This window comes from Micromonospora sp. NPDC049801, from assembly GCF_040656575.1.
Lineage (GTDB): Bacteria > Actinomycetota > Actinomycetes > Mycobacteriales > Micromonosporaceae > Micromonospora.
In genome coordinates, this window is the sequence record NZ_JBFAMS010000011.1 from 232,547 (window position 1) to 253,737 (window position 21,191).

Consider the following 21,191-nt stretch of genomic DNA (forward strand, 5'->3'; position numbering starts at 1 on the left):
GTGGTGTCTACCACGTCGGGACCGCCATCGCGTTGGTTCACAGCGGCAGTTCGGCGCGGATCTCGGTGGGGCCGCCGTTCGGGCTGACCACGGCCAGCTCACCGCCGGCCGCCCGCACCCGGTCGGCGATACCGGCCAGCCCGTGCCCCTTCGCCAGGTGCGCGCCGCCCTGCCCGTCGTCGCCCACCCGTACCTGGAGGTGGGTGCCCTGGCGGGCCACGGCGACCGTGGCCTCGGTGGCCCGACTGTGCTTGGCGATGTTGGTCAGCGCCTCGGCCACCACGAAGTACGCGGTGTTCTCCACCGCCGGGTCGAGTCGGCCGTCCCGCGTGCCCAACTGCTGGTCGACCTGCAGCTCGATGGGGATGAGCCCGCGACCGGCGAGCGCGGCGAGCGCGCTGGGCAGACCCCGGTCGACCAAAATCGGTGGGGCGATGCCGCGCGACAGCGCCCGCAACTCGGCAAGTGTTTCCCGGGTCTGGGTCACCGCCTCGTCGATGGTCCGGCCGGCCTCCTCCGGGTCGGAGGCGAGCTGCATCCGGGCCCGGCTCAGGTCCATCGCGAGTCGGACCAGGCGCTGCTGCGGGCCGTCATGGATGTCACGTTCCAGCCGGCGCAGCGCGGACGCCTCGGCGGACACCGCCGCCCGCTTCTGCTCCTCCAGCACGGTGATCCGGTCCCGCATCTCGGCCACCCCGGTCAGCAGTGCCCGGGCGAAGCTGGCCTGGAGCAGCGCGCAGCCCCGCACCACGATCGGCAGGGTGATCAGGAAGAACACGCCGACCGCGGTGTTCAGCCCGATCCGGGCGGTGGTCGAGTCACCCAGGCCGAGGAGTTGCGCCAGATCCTGGTCGTCTCCGGACGGCCGGGGCAGGGCCCAGTCGTACGCCCAGTAGAAGGAGTTGGCGATCGCGACGACCCACCAGGAGACGGTGACCACGAAGGTGGCCAGGGCCACGATCAACCGCAGGATTCCGTGCGCCAGGTCGAGCCAGGATTGCGCGTCGCGCATCGGCAGGAAGATCCGCCGCCAGGCGCTCGCGCCCGCCTCCGGCAGTCGGTAGCGCGGTCGGATCCGGGGCTGCCGGAGTACGGCGGGCAGCCGCAGCCGCTCGATGTCGGCCAGCCCGCGTGCGGCGTACAGCGTGCCGCTGAGGATCGGCAGGCCGATCACGGTGACCATCAGGCCGAGGCCCGCCGAGAGGCCGACGATGAGGACGACGAAGCTGGCCACTGCCAGTGGCAGGCCGAGAAGCACGTACCCGGAGTCGACGAAGAGTTGGCGGGGGATGCTCCGTGCCAGCGGCTGCCGGTCGCTGGTGGCGGCAAGGGCGGTCATGGCTCAAAGGCTAGGCAGCCGCGGCCCCGCCCCCCATCCCGAAGCCTGGTCTCTCCCCGGTAGTGCTGCCCCCACCCCGCGGTCCTCCGAACCCACGCTCCCGCCCATTCCCGCGCCGATCTTGCAGTTGCTGTCGATGATTTGCGTAGCTGCGGACGTTATGGAACGACCGAAAGTGCAAGATCGCGAGGTCGGGGGTGGGGGCGGGGGCGGGGACGGGGGTGGGGCGCGGGATTGGTCAGAGAAGTCGGGATTGAGTAATAATCGCGCGGGTGGTGAGCGCTCAATCGATCTTGTGGAATGGAGGGGCGGGTGGGGTCGCGGGCTGGAGCGGCAAGATCGCGATTTGTGCACGTCTTCACAAGCGCCTACTCTGTAGTTCCGACGCGCCCTGCTAGCACAGCCGGAAACCACGGTCGCCAGCGGGAGTCCATAAGCGGCCGACCAGCAGAGTTGGCCGAGGATCGCACCGCACGGAGTCTCATGAGTCAGCACCGTCAGCCAGGTGCGCCCGGCCGCGCCGGTGCCGTACCGGCGCTTCCGGACCTTCCCGAGGCGACCGTCGCTCGGCTCCCGGAATACCTGCGCGCGCTGCACAACCTCGCCGACGTCGGCCACGAAACGATCTCCAGTGAGGGTCTCTCGGCGGCCGCCGGAGTCAACTCCGCGAAGCTCCGCAAGGACCTCTCCCACCTCGGCTCGTACGGCACCCGGGGCGTCGGCTACGACGTCGCGTTGCTGATCGAGCAGATCGAGTACGTGCTCGGGCTCACACAGCGTCGCGCTGTCGCCCTGGTCGGCGTGGGTAATCTCGGTCACGCTCTGGCCGGCTACGACGGGTTCGCCAGCCGGGGCTTCCGGATCGCCGCACTGTTCGACGCCGATCCCTCCCGGGTCGGCGAGGAGATCAACGGGCTGGTGGTCCGGCATGTCGACGACCTGCCGGCGGTCGCCGCCCAGGAGTCCATCGCGATCGGCGTGATCGCCACCCCCGCCCCGGCCGCCCAGCGGGTCGCCGATCAGCTGGTCGCGGTCGGCGTGACGAGCATCCTCAACTTCGCGCCGTGCGTACTCTCTGTTCCGGAGGGGGTCGACGTGCGCAAGGTCGACCTCGCCATCGAGCTGCAGATTCTGTCCTTCCACGAGCACCGTAAGGCGTCGCTGACCGCGCTGCCCGCCACCGGCGGGTCCGCTCTCACCGCCCTGCCCGGCGGTCTCGCGGCCACCGACACCCAGGAGGCGATCGGCACGTGAAACTGCTCGTCGTCGGCGCGTCCTACCGGACCGCCCCGGTCGCCACGCTGGAGCAGCTGGCCGTGCCCCCCGCCGACCTCACCCGCACCCTGGACCGCCTGGTCGCTCAGCCGTACGTGAGCGAGGCGGTGCTCGTCTCCACCTGCAACCGGGTGGAGGTGTACGCCGCCGTGTCCGGTTTCCACGGCGGGCTCGGCGACATCTGCGCCGTCCTGGGCGAGCAGGCCGGCAGCACCCCGGCGGCGCTCGCCAACCACCTGTACGTCCACTACGACACCGCCGCCGTGGACCACGTCTTCCGCGTCGCCACGGGGCTGGACTCCATGGTCGTGGGCGAGGCGCAGATCCTCGGCCAGTTGCGCGACGCGTACCACTGGGCCACCGGCGCCGACTCGGCCGGCCGGCTGCTGCACGAGCTGATGCAGCAGGCGCTGCGCGTCGGCAAGCGGGCCCACGCCGAGACCGGCATCGACCGGGCCGGCCAGAGCGTCGTCACCGCCGCGCTGGAGTTGGCGGCCGGGCACCTCGACGGTGATCTCGCCGGCCACCCGGCTCTGGTGATCGGGGCCGGTGCGATGGGCTCGCTCGGGGTGGCCACGCTGTCCCGGCTGGGCGCCGGGCCACTCACGGTCACCAACCGGGGCATCGACCGGGCCGTCCGGCTCGCCGAGTCGTACGGTGCGGGCGCCGCGCCGATGACCGAACTGGCCGCCACGCTCTCCACAGTGGACATCGTAGTGGCCGCCACCGCGTCCACCGAACCGGTCCTCACCCGGACGGTCGTCGGGGCCGCGCTCGCCGAGCGCGACCCGGCCCGGGGCCCGCTGGTCCTGCTCGACCTGGCCGTTCCGCGCGACGTCGAGGAGGGCGTCGCCGACCTGGCCGGCGTCGAGGTGATCGACATCGACCGGATGGCGGCACTGCTCGCCGACGGTCCGGCCGCGGCGGACGCCGCCGCCGTCGAAGGAATCGTGACCGGCGAGGTGGAGGGCTTCCTCACCTGGCTGCGCGGCGCCGACGTGGCGCCCACCGTGGCGGCGCTGCGGGGTCGCGCCGACGACGTCGTCGCCACCGAGCTGCGTCGGCTGGCCCAGCGCCGTCCCGACCTCGGCGACGACCTGCGCGCCGAGGTGGCCCGTACGGTGCACCGCGTGGTGCAGCGGCTGCTGCACCAGCCCACCGTCAAGGTCCGCCAGCTCGCCGCCGAGCCCGGTGGCGACCAGTACGCCGCCCTGCTGCGTGAGCTGTTCGACCTGCAGGTGCCGCAGACCTCACCGGTGGACACCGTCCCCGACGTGCTGAGCCCCGAGATCGGCAGGCCGGCCGCCGACGACGACCCGGCGCCCGGCTCGGACGCCACCGACCCCGTCCCGCCCACCGGAGGTGCGCGATGACCGCCCCCCTGCGCCTCGGTACCCGGGGCAGCACCCTGGCGATGGCCCAGTCCGGCCAGGTCGCCGAGGCGGTGACCGCCGCCACCGGCCGCCCGGTCGAGCTGGTCGAGGTGGTCACCGCGGGCGACCGCTCCAGCGCGCCGGTGCACCGGCTCGGCGTCGGAGTGTTCGTCTCCGCGCTGCGCGACGCGCTGACCGCCGGGACGATCGACTTCGCGGTGCACTCGTACAAGGACCTGCCCACGGCCGCCGCCGGCGGGCTGCACATCGCGGCGGTGCCGCCCCGGCAGGATCCGCGCGACGCACTGATCGCCCGCGGTGGCCAGACGCTCGCCGAACTGCCGCCCGGCGCCACGGTGGGCACCGGCGCGCTGCGCCGGATCGCCCAGTTGCACGCGCTCGGCCTGCAACTGGAGGTCACCCCGATCCGCGGCAACATCGACACCCGCCTGGCGCGGGTGCTCGGCCCCGATGCCGACCTCGACGCGGTCGTCCTGGCCCGGGCCGGCCTGGCCCGGATCGGTCGGGCCGACGTGATCACCGAGACGCTGGACCCGATGCTGATGCTGCCCGCGCCCGCCCAGGGCGCGCTGGCAGTGGAGTGCCGGGTCGACGACCAGGATCTGGTCGAGCTGCTCGGAACGCTCGACCACGCACCGTCGCACGCCGCGGTCATCGCGGAACGCGCGTTGCTGGCCACCCTGGAGGCCGGGTGCAGCGCACCCGTCGCCGCCTACGCCGAACTCGCCGAAGGCGAGAACGGTGACGAGATCTACCTGCGCGGGGCGGTGATCAGCCCGGACGGCACTCGTGACATCCGGCTGTCCCGCACCGGAACGCCCGCCGACGCTGCGGAGATCGGTAAGGCACTCGCCGCCGAACTCCTCGACCTCGGCGCCGACTCGATCCTCGGCCACGAAGGACACACCGGCCCGGGGACCCAGCAATTTGGGAGCACAGAATGACCCGCACCCGTAAGCCCGTCGGCCGTATCGCGTTCGTCGGGGCGGGCCCCGGCGACCCAGGTCTGCTGACCCGCCGGGCGCACGACGCCCTGGTCGACGCCGATCAGGTGATCTACGACCGGGGGGTCCCGGAGTCGCTGCTCGCCGCCGTGCGCGCCGAGGCCCGGGACGACGCCGAGTTCACCCCGGCCGAAGGCGCCCCGGGGGACGTGGCGAAGGTGCTGATCTCCGCCGCCCGGTCCGGGCTGAACGCGGTGCACCTGGTCGCCGGTGACCCGTTCGGCCACGACTCGGTGGTCAAGGAGGTGCAGGCCGTCGCCCGTACCGCCGCCCACTTCGAGGTGGTGCCCGGCGTCGGTCAGGCCGAGGGTGTGGCCACCTACGCGGGTGTTCCGCTGCCGGGTGTGCGTACTGCCGCCGACGTCGAGGACGTCAGCGCGCTGGACTTCGAGGCGCTGGCCGCCGCCGTCGGCCGGGGTTCGCTCGCGCTCGCGGTGGACGCCGGTGACCTCGCGGCCGTCCGGGACGGGCTGCTGGCCGCCGGGGTCGACGGCACCACCGGTGTCGGGGTGACCGGTGACGGCACCGGCGAGACCCAGTACACGACCACGTCGACCGTGGACAGCTTCGTGGCCGCCGCGCTCGGCTTCACCGGCCGGGTGGTGCTCACCGTCGGTGTCGGGGTGGGGCAGCGCGACAAGCTGAGCTGGTGGGAGAACCGCCCGCTGTACGGCTGGAAGGTGCTGGTTCCCCGGACCAAGGAGCAGGCCGGCGTGATGAGCGCACGGCTGCGCGCGTACGGGGCGATCCCGTGCGAGGTGCCGACCATCGCGGTCGAGCCGCCGCGTACCCCGGCGCAGATGGAGCGGGCGGTCAAGGGCCTGGTCGACGGCCGGTACGCCTGGGTGATCTTCACTTCGGTGAACGCGGTCCGCGCGGTCTGGGAGAAGTTCGCCGAGCACGGCCTGGACGCCCGGCACTTCGGTGGCGTCAAGATCGCCTGTATCGGCGAGGCGACCGCCGACGCGGTGCGCGCGTTCGGTATCCAGCCGGAGCTGATCCCCGCCGGGGAGCAGTCCTCCGAAGGGCTGCTGGCCGAGTTCTCGCCGCACGACGAGATCCTCGACCCGGTCGGTCGGGTGCTGCTGCCGCGCGCCGACATCGCCACCGAGACGCTCGCCGCCGGGCTCACCGAGCGCGGCTGGGAGGTCGACGACGTGACCGCGTACCGGACGGTGCGGGCTGCGCCGCCGCCGGCCGAGATCCGGGACGCGATCAAGTCGGGCGGGTTCGACGCGGTGCTCTTCACGTCTTCTTCGACCGTGCGGAACCTCGTCGGCATCGCCGGGAAGCCGCACGCGCGCACGGTTGTTGCCGTGATCGGGCCCAAGACGGCGGAGACCGCGACGGAGTTCGGCCTTCGGGTGGACGTCCAGCCGCCGCACGCCTCGGTGCCCGACCTGGTGGAGGCGCTCGCCGCCTACGCCGTCGAGTTGCGCGAGAAGCTGGCCGCCATGCCGGCCAAGCAGCGCCGCGGCTCGAAGGTGCAGGGGCCGACCGCTCTGCGCTTCCGGTAGTCGTCGTTCAGGAGGACCCTTCCATGTCGTACCCCGAGATCCGGCCCCGCCGTCTGCGCCGCACCCCCGCGATCCGCCGGCTGGTGTCCGAGACCCGGGTCGACCCGGCCGAGTTGGTCGTGCCGATGTTCGTCAAGGAAGGGTTGACCGAGCCACGGGCGATCGCGTCGCTCCCGGGGGTGCTTCAGCACTCCCGGGACTCGCTGCGCAAGGCGGCGGCCGAGGCCGTGCAGGCCGGCGTCGGCGGGATCATGCTCTTCGGGGTCCCCGAGCAGCGGGACCCCACCGGGTCCGGCGGCATCGACCCGAACGGCATCCTGAACGTCGCCATCCGCGACGTGGTGGCCGAGGTCGGTGACGCCACCGTCGTGATGAGTGACCTGTGCCTGGACGAGTTCACCTCGCACGGGCACTGCGGGGTGCTCGCCCCCGACGGCGACGTCGACAACGACGCCACCCTGGCCGCCTACGCCGAGATGGCGGTGGCCCAGGCCGCCGCCGGGGTCGACGTGGTCGGGCCGTCCGGGATGATGGACGGCCAGGTCGGGGTGGTACGCCGGGCGCTCGACGCCGCCGGGCACCAGGACGTGGCGGTGCTGGCGTACGCCGTGAAGTACGCCTCGGCGTTCTTCGGCCCGTTCCGCGACGCCGTGGAGTCGGCGCTGGAGGGTGACCGGCGCAGCTACCAGCAGGACCCGGCGAACGTGCGTGAGTCGCTGCGCGAGGTGGCTCTCGACATCGCCGAGGGCGCCGACATGGTGATGGTCAAGCCGGCGCTGCCCTACCTCGACGTGGTGTCGGCGGTCCGGGCCGCGGTGGACGTTCCGGTCGCCGCCTACCAGGTCTCCGGCGAGTACGCGACTGTCGAGGCCGCCGCCGCGAACGGCTGGATCGACCGGGAGCGGGTGATGATGGAGACCCTCACCTCGATCAAGCGGGCCGGCGCGCAGATCATCCTCACCTACTGGGCGGTCGAGGCCGCCGGTCTGCTCCGCCAGCGTTACTGAGCGGCTCCCCGGCTCCGCCCGGGCCAACCGCCTCGTCGGCGCCCGCGACGGTGGTCGGAAGTCGCCGGCTGGTCAGCCAGGCGAGCGCCAACAGCACGGCCGAGACCGCCAGCGCGAGCCGGGTGGCCAGCGCCAGTTCCGGCGCGAGGTCGAGCCGTCCGGCCGGGTCGAGCCGGCCGGCCGCCGTGATGCCCCCGCCGCCCAGGCTCGGGGCCACCCGGTCGGTGAGGAAGGACAGGACGGCGGCGATCAGCGCGGTGCCGGCCGCGACCGAGGTGTGTGACACCGTGGTGAGCAGGGTGGAGCCGGACGGCACGTCGTCGGGCGGAAGCGACCGGCTGGCCGCCGTCATCGTCGGCATCAGCGTGGCACCCATGCCCAGGCCGATGACCGCGCCCAGCGCGGCCAGCAATGGGTACGACGTGTCGGCGTCGAGCACCAGCACCCGGACCACCGTGCCGGCCACGGCGGTGCAGATGCCCAGCCCGACCACCCGCCGCGCCGAGACGCGATCGACGAGCCGGGTCGCGACCTGGAGCGTCAGCCCGGTGGTCAGCGCCTGCGGGATGCCGATCACCCCGGCCAGGGTGGCCGAGTCACCGCGTACCACCTGCACGTAGGCCGGGAGGATCAGGAACGAGCCGAAGTATCCGGCGGCGAAGAGGGCCACCGTCGCGGCGCCGGGGGTCATCCCCGGCGCGCGCAGCACCGCCAGGCGCAGCAGTGGCTGCCGGACCCGGCCGGCCCGCACGGCGAAGGCGACCACCAGCAGGACGCCGAACGCGAACGGCAGCAGCACGGAGGCGGTGCCGACCCCACCCCGCTCGCCGGTGACGCTGAGGCCGTACACCGCCAGCGCCAGCCCGGGGCAGAGCAGCAGCAGCCCGACGACGTCCAGCCGGACCGGTGCTCGTCCCGCATCGGCGACCGGCAGCACCGACCGGCCGAGCACCATCGCCACCAGCCCCACCGGCAGGTTGATCCAGAAGATCCACCGCCAGGACGCGTGATCGAGCAGCAGCCCACCCAGCACCGGCCCGATGAGCGGCCCGACCAGTACCGGAAGACCGAGCAGGCTCATCATCCGCCCGCGCCGTCCCGGCGGAACCGCGGCGAGCGCGACGGCCATCCCGACCGGGTTGAGCAGTCCGCCCCCCAGCCCCTGCAGCACCCGGAACGCGATCAGCGACCCGACGCTCCAGGCGGCCCCGGCCAACACGGAACCGGCGGTGAACAGCAGCAGCGCGGTCAGGTAGGTGCGGCGGGCGCCGAAGCGACTGATCGCCCAGGCCGCCGTGGGCATCACCGCGACCAGGGCGAGCGCGTAGCCGCTGGTGACCCAGCCGATCGTGGTGAGGTTGGTGTCGAGGTCGTCGACCAGCCTCGGCAGGGCTACCACGGTGACCGTGGTGTCGATCACCGCGAGCAGGCCACCCAGGGTCAGGTACCAGCCGAGCCGTCGCGCAGACGTGTCCATGTCGTCTGTTCAGGGCCGGACCCGGCGGGCGGTGCGCAGCGCCTCGGCCCACCAGGCCAGCTCGCTGAGCGTGGCGTCGGCCGCCTGCCGCAGCGGCTCGTCGTCGACCAGCCGCCCGTCGGCGTCGAGTCGTTCCCAGGGCGCCCGGAGCACCACCCCGGAGCGGGTCGTGGCGGCCTGCACCTCGGCGAAGACCAGCCGGAGCTGCTCCACCGCGCGGATGCCGCCGGAGCTGGCGCCGTACGACACGAAGGCCACCGGCTTGCGGGCCCACTCCCGGTAGTGCCAGTCGATGGCGTTCTTCAGGGCGGCCGGGAAGCTGTGGTTGTACTCGGGCGTCACCACCACGAACGCGTCGGCGGCGGCCAGGCGGGCACTGATGGGGCTGGTCGAATTGCCGCCGGGAGGGGTGTCGGCGAACGGTAGCGCCACCTCGGCGAGGTCGACGAGGTCCAGGTCCAGGTCCGCGCGGCGGCTCCCGTGCGCGACGAACCAGTCGGCGATCGAGCGGCCCACCCGAGGTTGCCGGACGCTCCCGACGAGCACGGCGACGGTCGGTGCGGTGTTCTCTTGCGTAGTCATGCCTCGGACGCTAGGACTTGAAGTAATGATGAAGTCAATGGCGGCGGGGGAATGACGATGGGCGCGTTGACGGTCGGCGAGGTGGCCCGGGAGAGCGGCGTCAGCGGCTCCGCCGTGCGGTTCTACGAGCGGCAGGGACTCATCACGGCTGCCCGTACGGGCGGCAACCAGCGGCGCTTCGACGTCGACGCGGCCTGCCGGATCAGGGTGGCCCGGGTGGCCCAGCGCATCGGTCTGACCGTCAACGAGATCCGCGAACTGCTCGCGGCCCTGCCCCCCGACCCCCAGCCGGCCGACTGGCAGGGCCTGCACGATCGGCTGACCGCCGAGGCCGAGCGGCGCATCCGCGACCTGCACGCGGCGCTCGACGACATCGGCTCCGGTCGCCGCCTCTGCGACCTCTGACTCCGTCCGGTCCGCAGTCCGCTGGTCGCCCGCGCGCCATGACGATCAGGGCAGGCGTCCCGGCCGCTCGACCACCGCGATCCGGGTGACGGCGGTGCTCGTGTAGGGCATCTCCCGGCCGTCGCGCACCAGAAGACGGCGGCTGCCGAGGTAGGCGTGGGTTTCCCGGTCGAAGATCAGGTCGAGGTGCGCGCCGATCACGCCCGGCGTCCGCAACGCCACCCCCCGCCGGCCGGCCGCGTCCCGAACCTCGCCGGACAGCACGGTGGCCCCGGGCACCTGGGCCATCGCCTCGAACAGCGCGCCGCGTGATTGGGGCGGCACGTAGCCCTCCAGCATCCAGGTGCCGTCGCCGAAGATCGCCGTGGGGTTGTTCCTGATGGCCTCCAGGTCCGCCCCGGCGGGCAGGTCCACGGGGACCGGATGGTCCCGCAGGTAGCGGACCATCTGCTCCGGCTCCGTGGGCAGGCCCTGGAAGTAGCCGGGCGGCGGTGACATGTCCGAGACGTCGTCGGTACGCCACTCGTCGGGGCGGCTCTCCAGCCGCCGTCGCTGCTGCCAGGTCGTGCCGTCACCGACCGGCACCCAGCGTTGGAGCCGCTCGACGACGTACGGGCCGGCGGTCGGCCGCTCCCGGTAGGTGAGTCGCAGTTCGACGAAGAGGTACTGGCCGGGGCGGGCCACCAGGTCGGGCTGCTGACGGGCCGAACCCGCCGCTGCGGTCAGGACCTCCGCCGCGCTCGCCGTCGGCGGGGCGTCGCCGAGCGTCTGGGTCAGCAGCCCGCCGGCGGTCAGCAGGGCGACCAGCCCGCCGATGCCCGCCAGCCGCCAGCCCGGTGCGCGCCACCGGAGGTTCCGGCGGGGCGTACGGACCGCAGGCGCGATCGAGGCCGTGTCGGGGGACCGGGTGGCGATGTGCTCCCGCAGTTCGGTGAGGAGTCGTTCCTCGAAGGTGCCCAGTGGCTTCTCGGTGTGGGTCATGGCGCTCATTCCTCCGGGTCAGACCAGCGCGGATTCGGACGTGGCGAGCGCGAGGCGGATCGCCCGGCGGGCCCGGTGCACGCGGACCCGGGCGGCGACCGGGGAGATCCCGAGCGCACCGGCCGCGTCGGTAAGGGACAGACCATCCACGGCGACGAGTTCCAGCAGGGCGCGGGTGTGCTCCGGCAGCCCTCCGAGGGCCCGGTAGGTGCGCCGGGCCAGCGATTCCGCGTCGATGCGCTCCTCGATCCGGGCGATGTCGTCCGCGTCCAACAGCCGTCGTCCCGCCAGCCGACCGCCGGCCCGCATAAGTCGGGTCGCCCGGCGGTGCTCGGCGGCGATGACGTTCCGCGCCACACCGAAGAGCCAGGCCAGTTCGTTGCCGCGCTCGGGCCGGTAACCGGCTGCGGAGTCGATCACCGCCAGGAACACCTCAGCGGTGAGGTCTGCGGCGGTGTGTGGGTCGTCGACGCGGCGGGCCACGAACCGGCCGATCGTCTCGACGTGCCGACGGTAGAAGCGTTCGAAAGCGGCCGGATCCGTACCGATGATGGTCAGGTCGTCCCCGCCGGGGCTCGGGCTGTTCACAGGCCGTCCTCTCGTTGGCCGTCCTTACACCCCTTCATTGGCTCGGCGACGACGTGGCGTTACATCCGACCGCCCCTCGTCCCGTCGCCACCGCGTCCGCGCGGCAACTCCTGCGAAAACAAGGATGTAGTGGCCTCCTTGATCGGCGGAGGCCACTACATCCTGGATCGAGCGCGCTGGCGCGTGGGTCGTCAGTCGTCGTTGGTGATGGTTCCGGTCGCCAGCGGGTCGGCCAGTCGCAGGCCGGGCACGCCGGCCACCAGCAGCGTCAGCTTCTCGTCCGACTCGCGTCGCCGGTCACCCCGCACGCTGACCGGGAAGGTCACCGAGGTGTCCCCGGCGGCCAACACCTTGCAGCCGGCGTACGCGTCGAAGTCCGAGCCCGCCTGCGCCGTGAGACCGAGGGTCGCGGCGCACAGCAGCACGGGCTGCGACAGCGGCCGTGAGACGGTGGCGGTGAACACCAGCTGCCGGGTGCCCTGGTCGCCCTCGACCACCGTGGTGTCGGCGACGGTCAACGCCGCCCGCGAGCGGAACCTCGCCACCTGCGGATCGTGGTCGCTGGAACCCCGTGAGCCGTCACCGGTGAACTCCGCCGGCCAGTCGGCGTTGACGTGCGCCGCCCGCACCTGCACCAGGTCGCCGTAGAGCGCGTCGTTGACGAACAGGTGGTCGAGCGTCTGCGCCTGCCCCTCGAAGCTGTACGAGTACGCCGAGGCCGGCACGTCCGCCACCAGGTTGTCCCACAGGTTGTGCAGGCCCGCCTCGTACAGCGGAGCGAGCTGGTCCGACGGGGTGGGCTGGGCGGCGGTGGCGATGGGATCGTCCGGGCGGGGGAAGACGTTCAGGTCACCGCCGTACACGACCCGCGCGTCCTGGTCGGCCGCCTCGATGGCGGTGACGATCGCCGCTCCGTACGCCGCCTGCTCCCGCCGCTGCCCGATCCGGCTGTCCGGACCGGAGGAGTAGTGGTTGCTGAGCGCCCACAGGGTGAACCGCTCGGTCGAGCCCGGCGCCGCGGCCACGTTGAACCTGCCCAGCTGGGGTGCCCGGGTGAAGACGTTGTTCCCGTCCTTGCCCGTCGACGTGTCCACGTCGGACGGCAGCACCGCGTTGAGCGCCTTGGGGTTCTGAACGTCGGCGTTGCCCGGCAGGCCGGCGGCGCGGTACTGGACGGTCGGCGTCGTGCCCAACAGCGGATCGCCCGCCGTCGCCGCCGCCAGCGACAGCCGGTCGGTGCGGTACAGGAACGCGGCGGTGATCCCGCGGGCGTCCGCCCCGGTCCGGTCGTAGGCAGCGGCGTACGCTGGCCCGCCGGCCGCCGCCACCGCGAGCGCCAACTCCTGGATGCTGTCCGGAGCGCCGTCGGCGTTGTTGGTGTCGCCGCAGGCCAGCGCCGTCCCGGAGACCGTGCAGATGTCCTGGTCCTCGGCCTCCTGCACCAGGATCAGATCCGGTGCGTGCAGATCCTTGACGATCTGGTCGGCGAGCGACGTCAGGTGCTGGCGGTAGTCGGCTTCGCTGCTCGGCACGTAGTCGAACGGCGGGCTGACACCGGTACAGCCGGCGTTGCCGGTGAAGTCGCAGCCGTCGAACGGATCGTCGCGGTAGTCGTACAGGTTCTCCACGTTGTAGGTCGCGACCGCGACCTCCTGGGAGCGGTCGGCGGGCTTCGGCGGGTTGTTCTTCGACGGGTCGGCCCCGGCGTCGAACTCGGCCCGCTCGACCTGCACGCCGTACTTCTCGAACGAGTAGTAGACGCCGCCCACCGCGTCGGCGCGCAGCGTGTCGAAGGTGTGCGCCGGCGGGAGCAGCGCGGTGCTGTCACCGGCGGTGGCCTTCACGCCCATGCTGCCGAGCAGCACCCGCTGCCCGTTGCCGTCGTCGAAGCGCCGGGTCGGGTCATTGTCCAGCGGGTGCGAGTCCCGGAAGACCCGCCGGGCGTACGGGTCGGCGCGGTCCAGCAGCGGATCGTCCCGGTCGACGACCCACAGCTCCGCGTCGGCGGTGGACGAGAAGACGTCGCGGCCGCTCACCGCGCCGCTGCCCGCGCGGACCCGCAGCCGGGCACCCTCGTGCCGCTCCCACCAGCGCTGCGCCTCGGTCAACTCGACCGGAGGCACCGCGTCGGCAACCGAGACCGCCGTGTCCACGTCCAGGCCGGTGGCGATCCGACGGACCAGCGACGCACCGGAGAGCTGGGTGAAGTTGTAGTACTCCGACACCCGTGCCCGCAGCACCACCTCGTCGCCGACCGTCGGCACGTAGCCGCCGACCAGCGAGGTGAACGTGCCCATGAAGACGAAGATGCCGTCGGAGCTGGTCGGGTCGCCGTCGGTGTCGCCGCTGCGGCTCTGCAGGAAGAACCCGTTCTGCTCCGCCCCGGCCGACGTACGGGCCAGCGTCCGCTGGGTGATCACGCCACGGACGTCGTACATCGTGCTGCTGGTGCCGTTGCCGCTCGCCGGTGCGAGCGGTGACCGGTCGGCGGCGGACTCGGCGTCGGTGGTCGGACCCTGTACCTCCCCGACGGTCAGCTCCCGGGTCACCTGCACGGCCAGCGCGCAGCTCGCGGTGCCACCGCCCGCATCGGTCGCGGTCACGGTGACGGTGTACGCCCCGGCCGTGAGGTCGGCGCTCGCGCCGACCGTGGCGCGGGCCGTGCCGCCCACCGCGTCGGCGGGGGTGAACGCGGTACGGGTGATCGAGCCGCTGGCCGGCGTCGGGCTGACAGCGGTCACCGCCAGGTCGACGATCTCATCGTCCGGGTCGGTGGCGGTGACCTCCCGGCTCGCCGCCGTCCCCGATGCGGTGACCAGTGGGCCGCCGCAGGTCACCGTCGCCGGGACGTCGACCGGCCCACCGCCGTCCACGCTGTGCGAGCCGAGCCCGTCGAAGGTGTCGACCGGGAAGCCGGCCCACTGGGCGGCGGGGTCGAACGCGTCCGACGGGTCGGTGTCGCCCGCGGTCACCGACGGCAGCCGGCGCAGCGTGTTGTCCGCCGTGCTGGTCGTGCCGCTGCCCCACTCGGTGCCCGGGTCGACGCCCACCTGCCCGATCGAGTCGAGCACGGTCGTGCCCCGGCGCAGCACGATCGCGTCGTCGCCGTTGAACAGGCTCGCCCCGGTGCTCTGGTCCGCCTGGGCGAGGATGGCCGCCCCGGCCGAGGCGCTGGCGAACACGAAGGCGTCCCCGGCGGCGACCGTCCCGGTCAGCGCGATCGTGGTCGCCGTCGTGGAGCCGTTGAAGTAGAGCTGGAGCTGGTAGCCGCCAGCGGTGAGGTCGACGGGAGCGCCGGTGCCGTTGAACAGCTCGATCGCCTTGTTGTTCGACGAGCCTTCGACGTACTCGGAGATGAACAGGTCGGTGGGCGCGGCGCTGGCCGCGCCGGGGGTGACGCCGAGGGCCGTGACGGTCACTGCGGCGGTGGCGATCGCGAGCGCGGCTGTTGTGCGGCGCGGGCGCATAGGGCCTCCACGATGGGTGGACGGGGTCACCGCACGTTAAGGTGCCCCACTGTCCACCGTCCATCCCCCAGTGGACACTTTCGTGAATTCCTCAGCGTGGCTGATCGAGGCGGTGCACCAGCTCGGCCACGTCGACGCTGTACTCGCACCAGTCCCGGTCGGGCCGGTAACCCAGCTCCGCGTTGACCTTGAGCATCGCCTCGTTGGCCTGCGCGTTCCAGGTCTGCACCTCGGCCAACTCCGGCTCGGCGGAGCGCAGCTCCAGCAGCATCCGCGCCTTGATCGCCCGGTCGATGCCGTAACCCCGGTGGTCCTGCCCGACGATCGTGTCGTACTGGTCGGCGCGGGTCGGGTGCTGCGCGGGCACCACGACCTCGGTCAGCCCGGCCACCTCATCGCTCTGCTCGTGCCGGGCCAGCACGATGTACGGCTTCATGCCGCGCCGGTGCAGGGTGTCGAGGCTGTCCCGCAGGCGCTCCGGGTCGTAGGAGCTGGGACGTAGCTCGCCGTCCTCGACGTCGCGCACCTCGGCCTTGGCCCGCGCGTACGACTCGATCAGGTCGTCCGGTGGACCGCCCGGATAGAACTCCAGGTGGTAGCCCGCGCCAATCCCGGTGGCCATCTCGGTCAACTCGGCCCAGTCCACCGACGTCAGGTCGAGCACGCTGCGCGTCTCCACGTACTCACGGGTGAAACCGAGCGACTCGTAGAAGGCCACGGCCGGCGTGTCGCCGACCACCTCGACGCCGATCGACTGGAAGCCCTCCTGGTAGACCCGCCGGGCCGCGCGCAGAACCAGGTCACGACCGAGGCCGCCGCGTCGTACAGAGGGGTGGACCAGCACCTCGAGCACACCGATGTCACCGAGCAGCAGCACGTGGACCTGGCCGAGGACGGCACCGACCTCGCCGGGAGCGCTCGGTTCGGCCTGGGCGAGCCAGGAGATCCGCCGCTCACCCGGCATCACCTCGCCGAGATACTCCCGTAGGGAGGTCTCCCGCCACGGCGGGTCCTGCGGCAGATCGGCCGCGAGCACCGCGTTCAACGTGGTCAACAGCGACGCGATCTCGGCGGACGAGGCGGTCCTGGGGTCCCACTCGCGCACCATCACCCGTCTAGCTTGCCGCTAACGGCTGCCCGGGGGAAGTGTCCGGTCCTCCAATGTGCGTGGACGATCACATCACAGGCGGCTGGCCCGTCCGTACCGGTCAGCGGTGTCGTAGACGGCCTGGGCGTACCGCCGTACGTCGTTGTACGACAGGATCGCGTTCCACCAGTCTCCCGGGATGCTGAGGTTGCGGCCACCCTTGCAGAGGTAGTTGCCGGCCGCCAGCGCCGCGTCGTCCAGGTCGTGCGGGTCCTTGACCCCGTCCCCGTCGGCGTCGGCCCCGATCTCCTGCCAGGTCGTCGGGATGAACTGCATCGGCCCGATCGCCCGGTCGTAGATCTTGTCCTTGTCGAGCGCGCCGCGGTCGGTGTCGATGATCCGCATCCGGCCGCCCGTGCCGTCCAGCCGCAATCCGATGATCTCCGGAAGCGCCTTGCCGTCGGCGCCCAACTGCGCGCGGTTGGCCGAGCCGTGCCCGGACTCGACCTGACCGATCGCGGCCAACGTCGTCCAGCTCAACGCGCAGCTACGGTTGGTCTGGGCAAGCATCTGCTCCGCGTACCCGTACGCCCGCATGGCGGTCGGCGGGATGCCGACCTTGGGCCCGACCTGCTGCGCCCAAGCGGCCAGGGCGTCCGACGGGCGACCGCCGATCGTCGGGGCGACGGCCGGCCCGGTCGGCACCACGCCGGTGGGGAACGCCCCGGTCGGCACCGCCCCGGTGGGCAGCGGGCCGGTCGGCCGTGGGTCGAGTGGCAGTGCCGGCGGCACGGCCACGGTCGGTGCGGCCGAGGCGTCGACGGCCACCGGCTTGGACCCGCCGATGGTCGCCGGGACGAGCAGCGCTCCCGCTGCGGCGGTCGCCGCGACCAGGGCCAGCAGGAACACCCCCGGAACGGTGAGTCGACCGCTGGGCCGGCGCGACCACTCCCGGGTCGCCCGAGCGGCGGTCACCGCGGCCTGGCGCGGCGGTGGCAGCCGGACGGCGTGCGCGAACGGCACGCGCCGCCGCCGACCAGGCGTGACCGCCGGTACGACGGCGACGCCCTCCACCTTGGTCGCCGTCAGGTCGGTCGCGCCCGCCGCGACCGTCCCGTCGCCGGTCGTGGCGGTATCGGCGTTGGCGTCGCCCGCCTCCGCCTTCGCCGGGTCGGCGGCCGTGGCACCGGTCTTCACCAGGTCGGCGTCGGTGGTGCCGGTCTTCGCCGGGTCGGCGGTCGTGGTGTTGGCGGTCGCCGGGTTGGCCTTCGCCGGGTCGTCGCCGTCGGTGTTGTCGCGCGCCGGGATGTCGGTGCCTCCGTCGGCCCGATCCGCGGCGGCAGTGTCCGTACCGGCGGTGTCCGCATCGGCGGCATCGGCGGCGGGGGCCGCCATCGCGGCAGTGTCATCGTCGGCGGCGTGCTCGCCCCGGTCGTCGGCGGGGGCGTCGACTGTCGAGGCAGGAGCAGCGTCGGTCGTGCCGCTGCCCAGCCAGGGGCGGCGCGGGCGAGGCACGGCCGGAGGCGCCGGATCCGGCGCGGCGCCCGACTCCGCCAGAGGCCCGTCCAGCGGCGCGGCCGGTCGAAGCGGTTGCACACGCGTCTTGTCCTCGCCGTCCACCACCCGTCGAGTATCACTCATGTCCCGACGGGCGTCAGGTCCACGTACCCTTGGTGGCATGCCCCGGTACGAGTTCCGATGCCGCGCCTGCGGCGACAACTTCGAGGTCAACCGTCCGATGGCGGCGGCCGGAGCGCCGGCCACCTGCCCGCAGGGCCATGCCGACACGGTCAAGTTGCTCTCGGCGGTGTCGGTCACCGGTCGCGGCACCGGCGCCGCGCCGCCGGCCGGTGGTGGCGGCTGCTGCGGTGGCGCCTGCGGCTGCTGACCCGGCGGTTTCGGCGGCAGACTCGTGAACCGCCCTTGCCGGGACCGGGTTCGAGTGGCACCTTGAGGCGGCACCTGCCCGGCCGTTCTCACGATGCGTGACCGCTCGGACTCAGGCAGCATGAACCCGACGTCACGGGCGGAGGTTCCACGCATGTCGCCACGGATCCAGCTCCCGAGCGGTTGGGTGACCTTCGTGTTCACCGACATCGAGGGCTCGACCCGGCTGGCCCAGTTGCTCGGCGCGGACTACCGCCCGGTGCTCGCCGAGCATCGACGGTTGCTGCGGCGCACTCTGGCCGCCACCGGTGGTGCCGAACTGTTGACCGAAGGCGACTCGTTCTTCCTGGCCTTCGACGACGCGGCGGCGGCGTTGACGGCCTGCCTGACCGCCCAGCGGGCCCTGGCGAACCACGACTGGCCGACCGCGGAGGCCGCGCCCCGGGTACGGATGGGTCTGCACACCGGCTACGCCGAGCCCCGCGACGGGGAGTACGCCAGCCCCGAGGTGCACCGGGCAGCCCGGGTGGCCGCGGCGGCCCACGGCGGTCAGGTGCTCTGCTCGGCGTCCACGGCCCGCCGGGCCGACCCACTGCCACCCGGCGCCACCCTGCTGGACCTGGGCCTGCACCGGCTACGTGGCTTCGACGACCGGGAGCGGCTGTTCCAACTGGTCGCTCCCGGGCTGGAACGGCAGTTCCCCCGCCCGCGTACCGCCGAGGCGGTGGCGCACAACCTACCGACCCAGGTGACGTCGTTCGTCGGGCGGCAGGTCGAGCGCGCCGAGCTGAGCGGGCTGGTGGAGCGGCACCGGTTGGTCACGGTGCTGGGCGCGGGCGGCGCGGGGAAGACCCGACTCGCCGTGGAGCTGGCCGGTGGCGTGGTCGAGGCGTACCCCGACGGGGTCTGGTTCGTCGACATCGCCGCGGTGACCGACCCGGGGTTGGTGGCGTTCGCGATCGCCGCGGTGCTCGGGCTGCGGCCCGAGCCGGGCCGCCCGATGCTGGACACGCTCGTCGAGTACGCGGCGGCCCGCCGGATGCTTGTCGTGCTCGACACCTGCGACACGCAACCGGCCGCCTGCGGCGAGGTCATCTCACGGCTGCTCTCCGGCGGGGGCGGCGTGCGGGTGCTGGCGACCAGCCGCGAGTCGTTCAGCCTGCCCGGCGAGGTGGTCTGGCGGATCCCGCCGCTCTCGGTCGACCCACGTGCCGAAGGCACGGAGAGCGACGCGGTCGCGCTGCTGTTGGACCGTACCGCTGCGGCCCGTGGCGGCCGGCAGCCGGAGCAGGCCGAGTCGGCCGATCTTCGCCGGGTGGTGCAGCGGTTGGACGGGCTGCCGCTCGCCATCGAGCTGGCCGCCGCCCGGCTGCGGGTGCTCTCCGTCGGTCAGCTCGCCGAGCGGCTGGACGACGTCCTCGGCACCCTGGACGCCGGCCGGGAGGACCCGGAGCCACCGCCGGTGGAGCGGGGCTGGTCCGGCAACCAACAGGACACCGTGGACCTGGTGGCCGCGGCGATCGGTACGCCGCCGCCCACCGCGGCGAGCCGGGCCGTGCAGCGGTCAGCCACCGAACGGCACCTGACCATGCAGGCCACCGTGACCTGGTCGTACCGGACGTTGGGGCCGCGGGCCGCGCGGCTGTTGCGCTGGATGGCCGTCTTCGCCGGGCCGGTGGACCTGCCGACGGTGGAGTGGCTGCTCGGCGACGACCCGCTGGATCCGCTGTCGGTGCTGGTGGACAAGTCGATGGTGTTGGCCGAGCCGCGGGCCGCCGGCAGCTCCTACCGGATGCTCGACCCGATCCGGGCGTACGCGGCGCGGCGGCTGGCCGAGGCGGGCGAGGAGCAGGCCGCCCGCGACCGGCACGTGGCCTGGTCGGCGCACGCTCTGGATCGGGCCCACCTCGGCCCGGACGGGCGACCCGTGACGCTGTCCCTCTACACCCTCGACCCGCTGGCTGACGAGCTGCGGGCCGCGCTGCGCTGGTGTGCCACCGGTGGCAGCGCCCGCGCCGGTCTGCGCCTCACGGGCGGGCTGGACCAGTGGTGGCGCGAGCGCGGGCTGGCGCGGGAGGGTCGACTCTGGCTGTTCCGGCTGTACGGACGGATCGCCGAGACGGGCGAGCGGATCCCGGACGCGGAGCTGGCGGCGGCGTACCACATGCACTCGCTGCACGCCGGCGCCGACGGGGAGTTCGCGGAGGAGCTGCGCTACTCGCAGCGGGCGGAGGCCGCCGCCCGGCAGGCCGGTGACGCCGGTCTGCTCGCCCGGGTGCTCGCCGGCCGGGCCGCGCCGCTCGTGGACATGGGCCAGTTCTTCGAGGCCGAGCGGGTCTGCCGGGAGGTCATCGACTGGGCGCACGGGCAGGACGTGGTGGGCGAGGCGCTGTTCGCGGTGTTCAGCCTGGCCGAGCTGCTCTGGCGGCGGGGGGCGCTGGCGGAGGCGGCGGACCTGCTGGGCGCGGCGCGTCCGGTCGAGGCCGCCCGCCCGGTCGAGCGCGGCCGGCGTTCGGTGGACATGCTGCTCGGGATGGTCGCGCTGGCCCGGGGCGACGTGATCGCCGCGCACGAGCACCTGCTGGTGGCACTGCGCTCACGGATGGGGCACGGCTACCACGGCCGGGCCTGCGACACCCTGCACGCGATCGCGGTTCGGTGCGCGCTCGGCGGGGACCCGACGACCGCCGCGCGGCTGTTCGGCGCGGCGCAGGCCACCCGGGCGAGCATGCGGGCGACACCGGGGATCTACGGCGGCTACTGGGCCGACCAGCAGTCGGAGCTGCGGGCGATGATGGGCGACGTCGCGTTCGACGACGCGTACTCGGAGGGCGTCGAGTTGAGCCTGGACGAGGCGGTAGCGCTCGCCCTCGACGTGGAACACCCGGACCTGGCGGCGGACTCGACCCGCTTCAGCACCGAACTCTCCCACCCCGCCCCACCCCAACACCCCGCCACAAAAACCGAACACGCCTAACCCCCCACCCCAACCCCACCCCCTCCACCCCCTCTTGAACCTTGTTGATCAAGAGGTTTGCGTCAGAAATCGTGCCTCCGCTGACGCAAACCTCTTGATCACCGGGGCGAGGGGAGGGGGTGGGGAGGGGGGTGGGGGTGGGGGGTGGGGGTGGGGTGGGGTGGGGGTTAGGGGCGGGTGTGGGCGTTGGATTCGGCTTGGGCC

At 73.1% G+C, this 21,191-nt stretch carries 16 protein-coding genes; 8 read left to right on the top strand and 8 right to left on the bottom strand.

Annotation, left to right across the window (positions count from 1 at the left end):
* Nucleotides 1–37 precede the first annotated feature (37 nt).
* Complete coding sequence (locus AB0I89_RS21115; protein ID WP_357129191.1) at nucleotides 38–1,339, bottom strand: sensor histidine kinase; 1,302 nt, start codon at nucleotides 1,337–1,339, stop codon at nucleotides 38–40.
* 483 nt (nucleotides 1,340–1,822) lie between these two features.
* On the opposite strand from AB0I89_RS21115, the gene AB0I89_RS21120 reads away from it, so the two are divergent.
* From AB0I89_RS21120 to hemB, 5 genes are read left to right on the top strand one after another with little or no spacing between them, the layout of a single operon-like run.
* Nucleotides 1,823–2,593, top strand: coding sequence for a redox-sensing transcriptional repressor Rex (locus tag AB0I89_RS21120; protein ID WP_357129194.1), 771 nt, complete (start codon nucleotides 1,823–1,825; stop codon nucleotides 2,591–2,593).
* Nucleotides 2,590–3,987, top strand: coding sequence for a glutamyl-tRNA reductase (locus tag AB0I89_RS21125; protein ID WP_357129197.1), 1,398 nt, complete (start codon nucleotides 2,590–2,592; stop codon nucleotides 3,985–3,987). The genes AB0I89_RS21120 and AB0I89_RS21125 overlap by 4 nt, the downstream gene beginning before the upstream one ends.
* On the top strand, nucleotides 3,984–4,952 hold the full coding sequence (gene hemC / locus AB0I89_RS21130) for a hydroxymethylbilane synthase (RefSeq protein ID WP_357129200.1): 969 nt from the start codon (nucleotides 3,984–3,986) through the stop codon (nucleotides 4,950–4,952). Before AB0I89_RS21125 ends, hemC begins: the two co-directional genes overlap by 4 nt.
* Nucleotides 4,949–6,529: a uroporphyrinogen-III synthase gene (locus AB0I89_RS21135; protein WP_357129203.1), complete on the top strand. Its 1,581-nt coding sequence runs from the start codon at nucleotides 4,949–4,951 to the stop codon at nucleotides 6,527–6,529. Before hemC ends, AB0I89_RS21135 begins: the two co-directional genes overlap by 4 nt.
* Before the next feature lie 23 nt (nucleotides 6,530–6,552).
* Entirely contained in the window at nucleotides 6,553–7,536 is a 984-nt protein-coding gene (hemB, locus tag AB0I89_RS21140; protein WP_357129206.1) for a porphobilinogen synthase, read from the top strand.
* Here hemB and AB0I89_RS21145 read toward each other — a convergent pair.
* Nucleotides 7,487–9,013 (bottom strand): DHA2 family efflux MFS transporter permease subunit, encoded by a 1,527-nt coding sequence (locus AB0I89_RS21145; RefSeq protein ID WP_357129209.1) that lies wholly within the window; start codon nucleotides 9,011–9,013, stop codon nucleotides 7,487–7,489. The genes hemB and AB0I89_RS21145 overlap by 50 nt on opposite strands.
* Before the next feature lie 9 nt (nucleotides 9,014–9,022).
* A complete protein-coding gene (locus AB0I89_RS21150; RefSeq protein WP_357129212.1) occupies nucleotides 9,023–9,595 on the bottom strand; it encodes an NAD(P)H-dependent oxidoreductase in 573 nt (190 codons plus the stop codon).
* Between the two features lie 57 nt (nucleotides 9,596–9,652).
* On the opposite strand from AB0I89_RS21150, the gene AB0I89_RS21155 reads away from it, so the two are divergent.
* Nucleotides 9,653–10,000: a MerR family transcriptional regulator gene (locus AB0I89_RS21155; protein WP_357129215.1), complete on the top strand. Its 348-nt coding sequence runs from the start codon at nucleotides 9,653–9,655 to the stop codon at nucleotides 9,998–10,000.
* Nucleotides 10,001–10,045: 45 nt separating this feature from the next.
* Here AB0I89_RS21155 and AB0I89_RS21160 read toward each other — a convergent pair whose 3' ends face one another.
* From AB0I89_RS21160 to AB0I89_RS21180, 5 genes are all read right to left on the bottom strand, one after another.
* The gene (locus AB0I89_RS21160; RefSeq protein ID WP_357129218.1) at nucleotides 10,046–10,981 is read right to left on the bottom strand and encodes a CU044_5270 family protein; all 936 of its coding nucleotides are present in this window, start codon (nucleotides 10,979–10,981) and stop codon (nucleotides 10,046–10,048) included.
* An 18-nt stretch (nucleotides 10,982–10,999) separates the two neighbouring features.
* Nucleotides 11,000–11,569 carry an RNA polymerase sigma factor gene (locus AB0I89_RS21165; protein ID WP_357129221.1) on the bottom strand — a complete coding sequence of 190 codons (570 nt, stop codon included), beginning with the start codon at nucleotides 11,567–11,569 and terminating at the stop codon, nucleotides 11,000–11,002.
* A 191-nt stretch (nucleotides 11,570–11,760) separates the two neighbouring features.
* Nucleotides 11,761–15,036 carry a lamin tail domain-containing protein gene (locus tag AB0I89_RS21170; protein ID WP_357129224.1) on the bottom strand — a complete coding sequence of 1,092 codons (3,276 nt, stop codon included), beginning with the start codon at nucleotides 15,034–15,036 and terminating at the stop codon, nucleotides 11,761–11,763.
* Between the two features lie 91 nt (nucleotides 15,037–15,127).
* Nucleotides 15,128–16,144, bottom strand: a complete 1,017-nt coding sequence (locus AB0I89_RS21175) for a GNAT family N-acetyltransferase (RefSeq protein ID WP_357129264.1) — start codon at nucleotides 16,142–16,144, stop codon at nucleotides 15,128–15,130.
* Between the two features lie 72 nt (nucleotides 16,145–16,216).
* Nucleotides 16,217–17,764 carry a lytic murein transglycosylase gene (locus AB0I89_RS21180; RefSeq protein ID WP_357129227.1) on the bottom strand — a complete coding sequence of 516 codons (1,548 nt, stop codon included), beginning with the start codon at nucleotides 17,762–17,764 and terminating at the stop codon, nucleotides 16,217–16,219.
* A gap of 37 nt (nucleotides 17,765–17,801) precedes the next feature.
* On the opposite strand from AB0I89_RS21180, the gene AB0I89_RS21185 reads away from it, so the two are divergent.
* Together AB0I89_RS21185 and AB0I89_RS21190 are read left to right on the top strand one after the other, a co-directional pair.
* The gene (locus AB0I89_RS21185) at nucleotides 17,802–18,011 is read left to right on the top strand and encodes a zinc ribbon domain-containing protein (RefSeq protein ID WP_357129230.1); all 210 of its coding nucleotides are present in this window, start codon (nucleotides 17,802–17,804) and stop codon (nucleotides 18,009–18,011) included.
* A gap of 153 nt (nucleotides 18,012–18,164) precedes the next feature.
* Nucleotides 18,165–20,987 carry an adenylate/guanylate cyclase domain-containing protein gene (locus tag AB0I89_RS21190; protein ID WP_357129233.1) on the top strand — a complete coding sequence of 941 codons (2,823 nt, stop codon included), beginning with the start codon at nucleotides 18,165–18,167 and terminating at the stop codon, nucleotides 20,985–20,987.
* The last annotated feature ends 204 nt before the right edge of the window (nucleotides 20,988–21,191 follow it).

Excerpts from the sequence above, each read along its gene's own strand:
- AB0I89_RS21170 (WP_357129224.1), bottom strand. The coding sequence starts at position 15,036 with ATGCGCCCGCGCCGCACAACAGCCGCGCTCGCGATCGCCACCGCCGCA.
- AB0I89_RS21185 (WP_357129230.1), top strand. The coding sequence starts at position 17,802 with ATGCCCCGGTACGAGTTCCGATGCCGCGCCTGCGGCGACAACTTCGAG.
- AB0I89_RS21175 (WP_357129264.1), bottom strand. The coding sequence starts at position 16,144 with ATGGTGCGCGAGTGGGACCCCAGGACCGCCTCGTCCGCCGAGATCGCG.
- AB0I89_RS21135 (WP_357129203.1), top strand. The coding sequence starts at position 4,949 with ATGACCCGCACCCGTAAGCCCGTCGGCCGTATCGCGTTCGTCGGGGCG.
- AB0I89_RS21120 (WP_357129194.1), top strand. The coding sequence starts at position 1,823 with ATGAGTCAGCACCGTCAGCCAGGTGCGCCCGGCCGCGCCGGTGCCGTA.
- AB0I89_RS21180 (WP_357129227.1), bottom strand. The coding sequence starts at position 17,764 with ATGAGTGATACTCGACGGGTGGTGGACGGCGAGGACAAGACGCGTGTG.
- AB0I89_RS21150 (WP_357129212.1), bottom strand. The coding sequence starts at position 9,595 with ATGACTACGCAAGAGAACACCGCACCGACCGTCGCCGTGCTCGTCGGG.
- AB0I89_RS21160 (WP_357129218.1), bottom strand. The coding sequence starts at position 10,981 with ATGACCCACACCGAGAAGCCACTGGGCACCTTCGAGGAACGACTCCTC.
- AB0I89_RS21190 (WP_357129233.1), top strand. The coding sequence starts at position 18,165 with ATGTCGCCACGGATCCAGCTCCCGAGCGGTTGGGTGACCTTCGTGTTC.
- hemB (WP_357129206.1), top strand. The coding sequence starts at position 6,553 with ATGTCGTACCCCGAGATCCGGCCCCGCCGTCTGCGCCGCACCCCCGCG.
- AB0I89_RS21155 (WP_357129215.1), top strand. The coding sequence starts at position 9,653 with ATGGGCGCGTTGACGGTCGGCGAGGTGGCCCGGGAGAGCGGCGTCAGC.
- hemC (WP_357129200.1), top strand. The coding sequence starts at position 3,984 with ATGACCGCCCCCCTGCGCCTCGGTACCCGGGGCAGCACCCTGGCGATG.
- AB0I89_RS21145 (WP_357129209.1), bottom strand. The coding sequence starts at position 9,013 with ATGGACACGTCTGCGCGACGGCTCGGCTGGTACCTGACCCTGGGTGGC.
- AB0I89_RS21115 (WP_357129191.1), bottom strand. The coding sequence starts at position 1,339 with ATGACCGCCCTTGCCGCCACCAGCGACCGGCAGCCGCTGGCACGGAGC.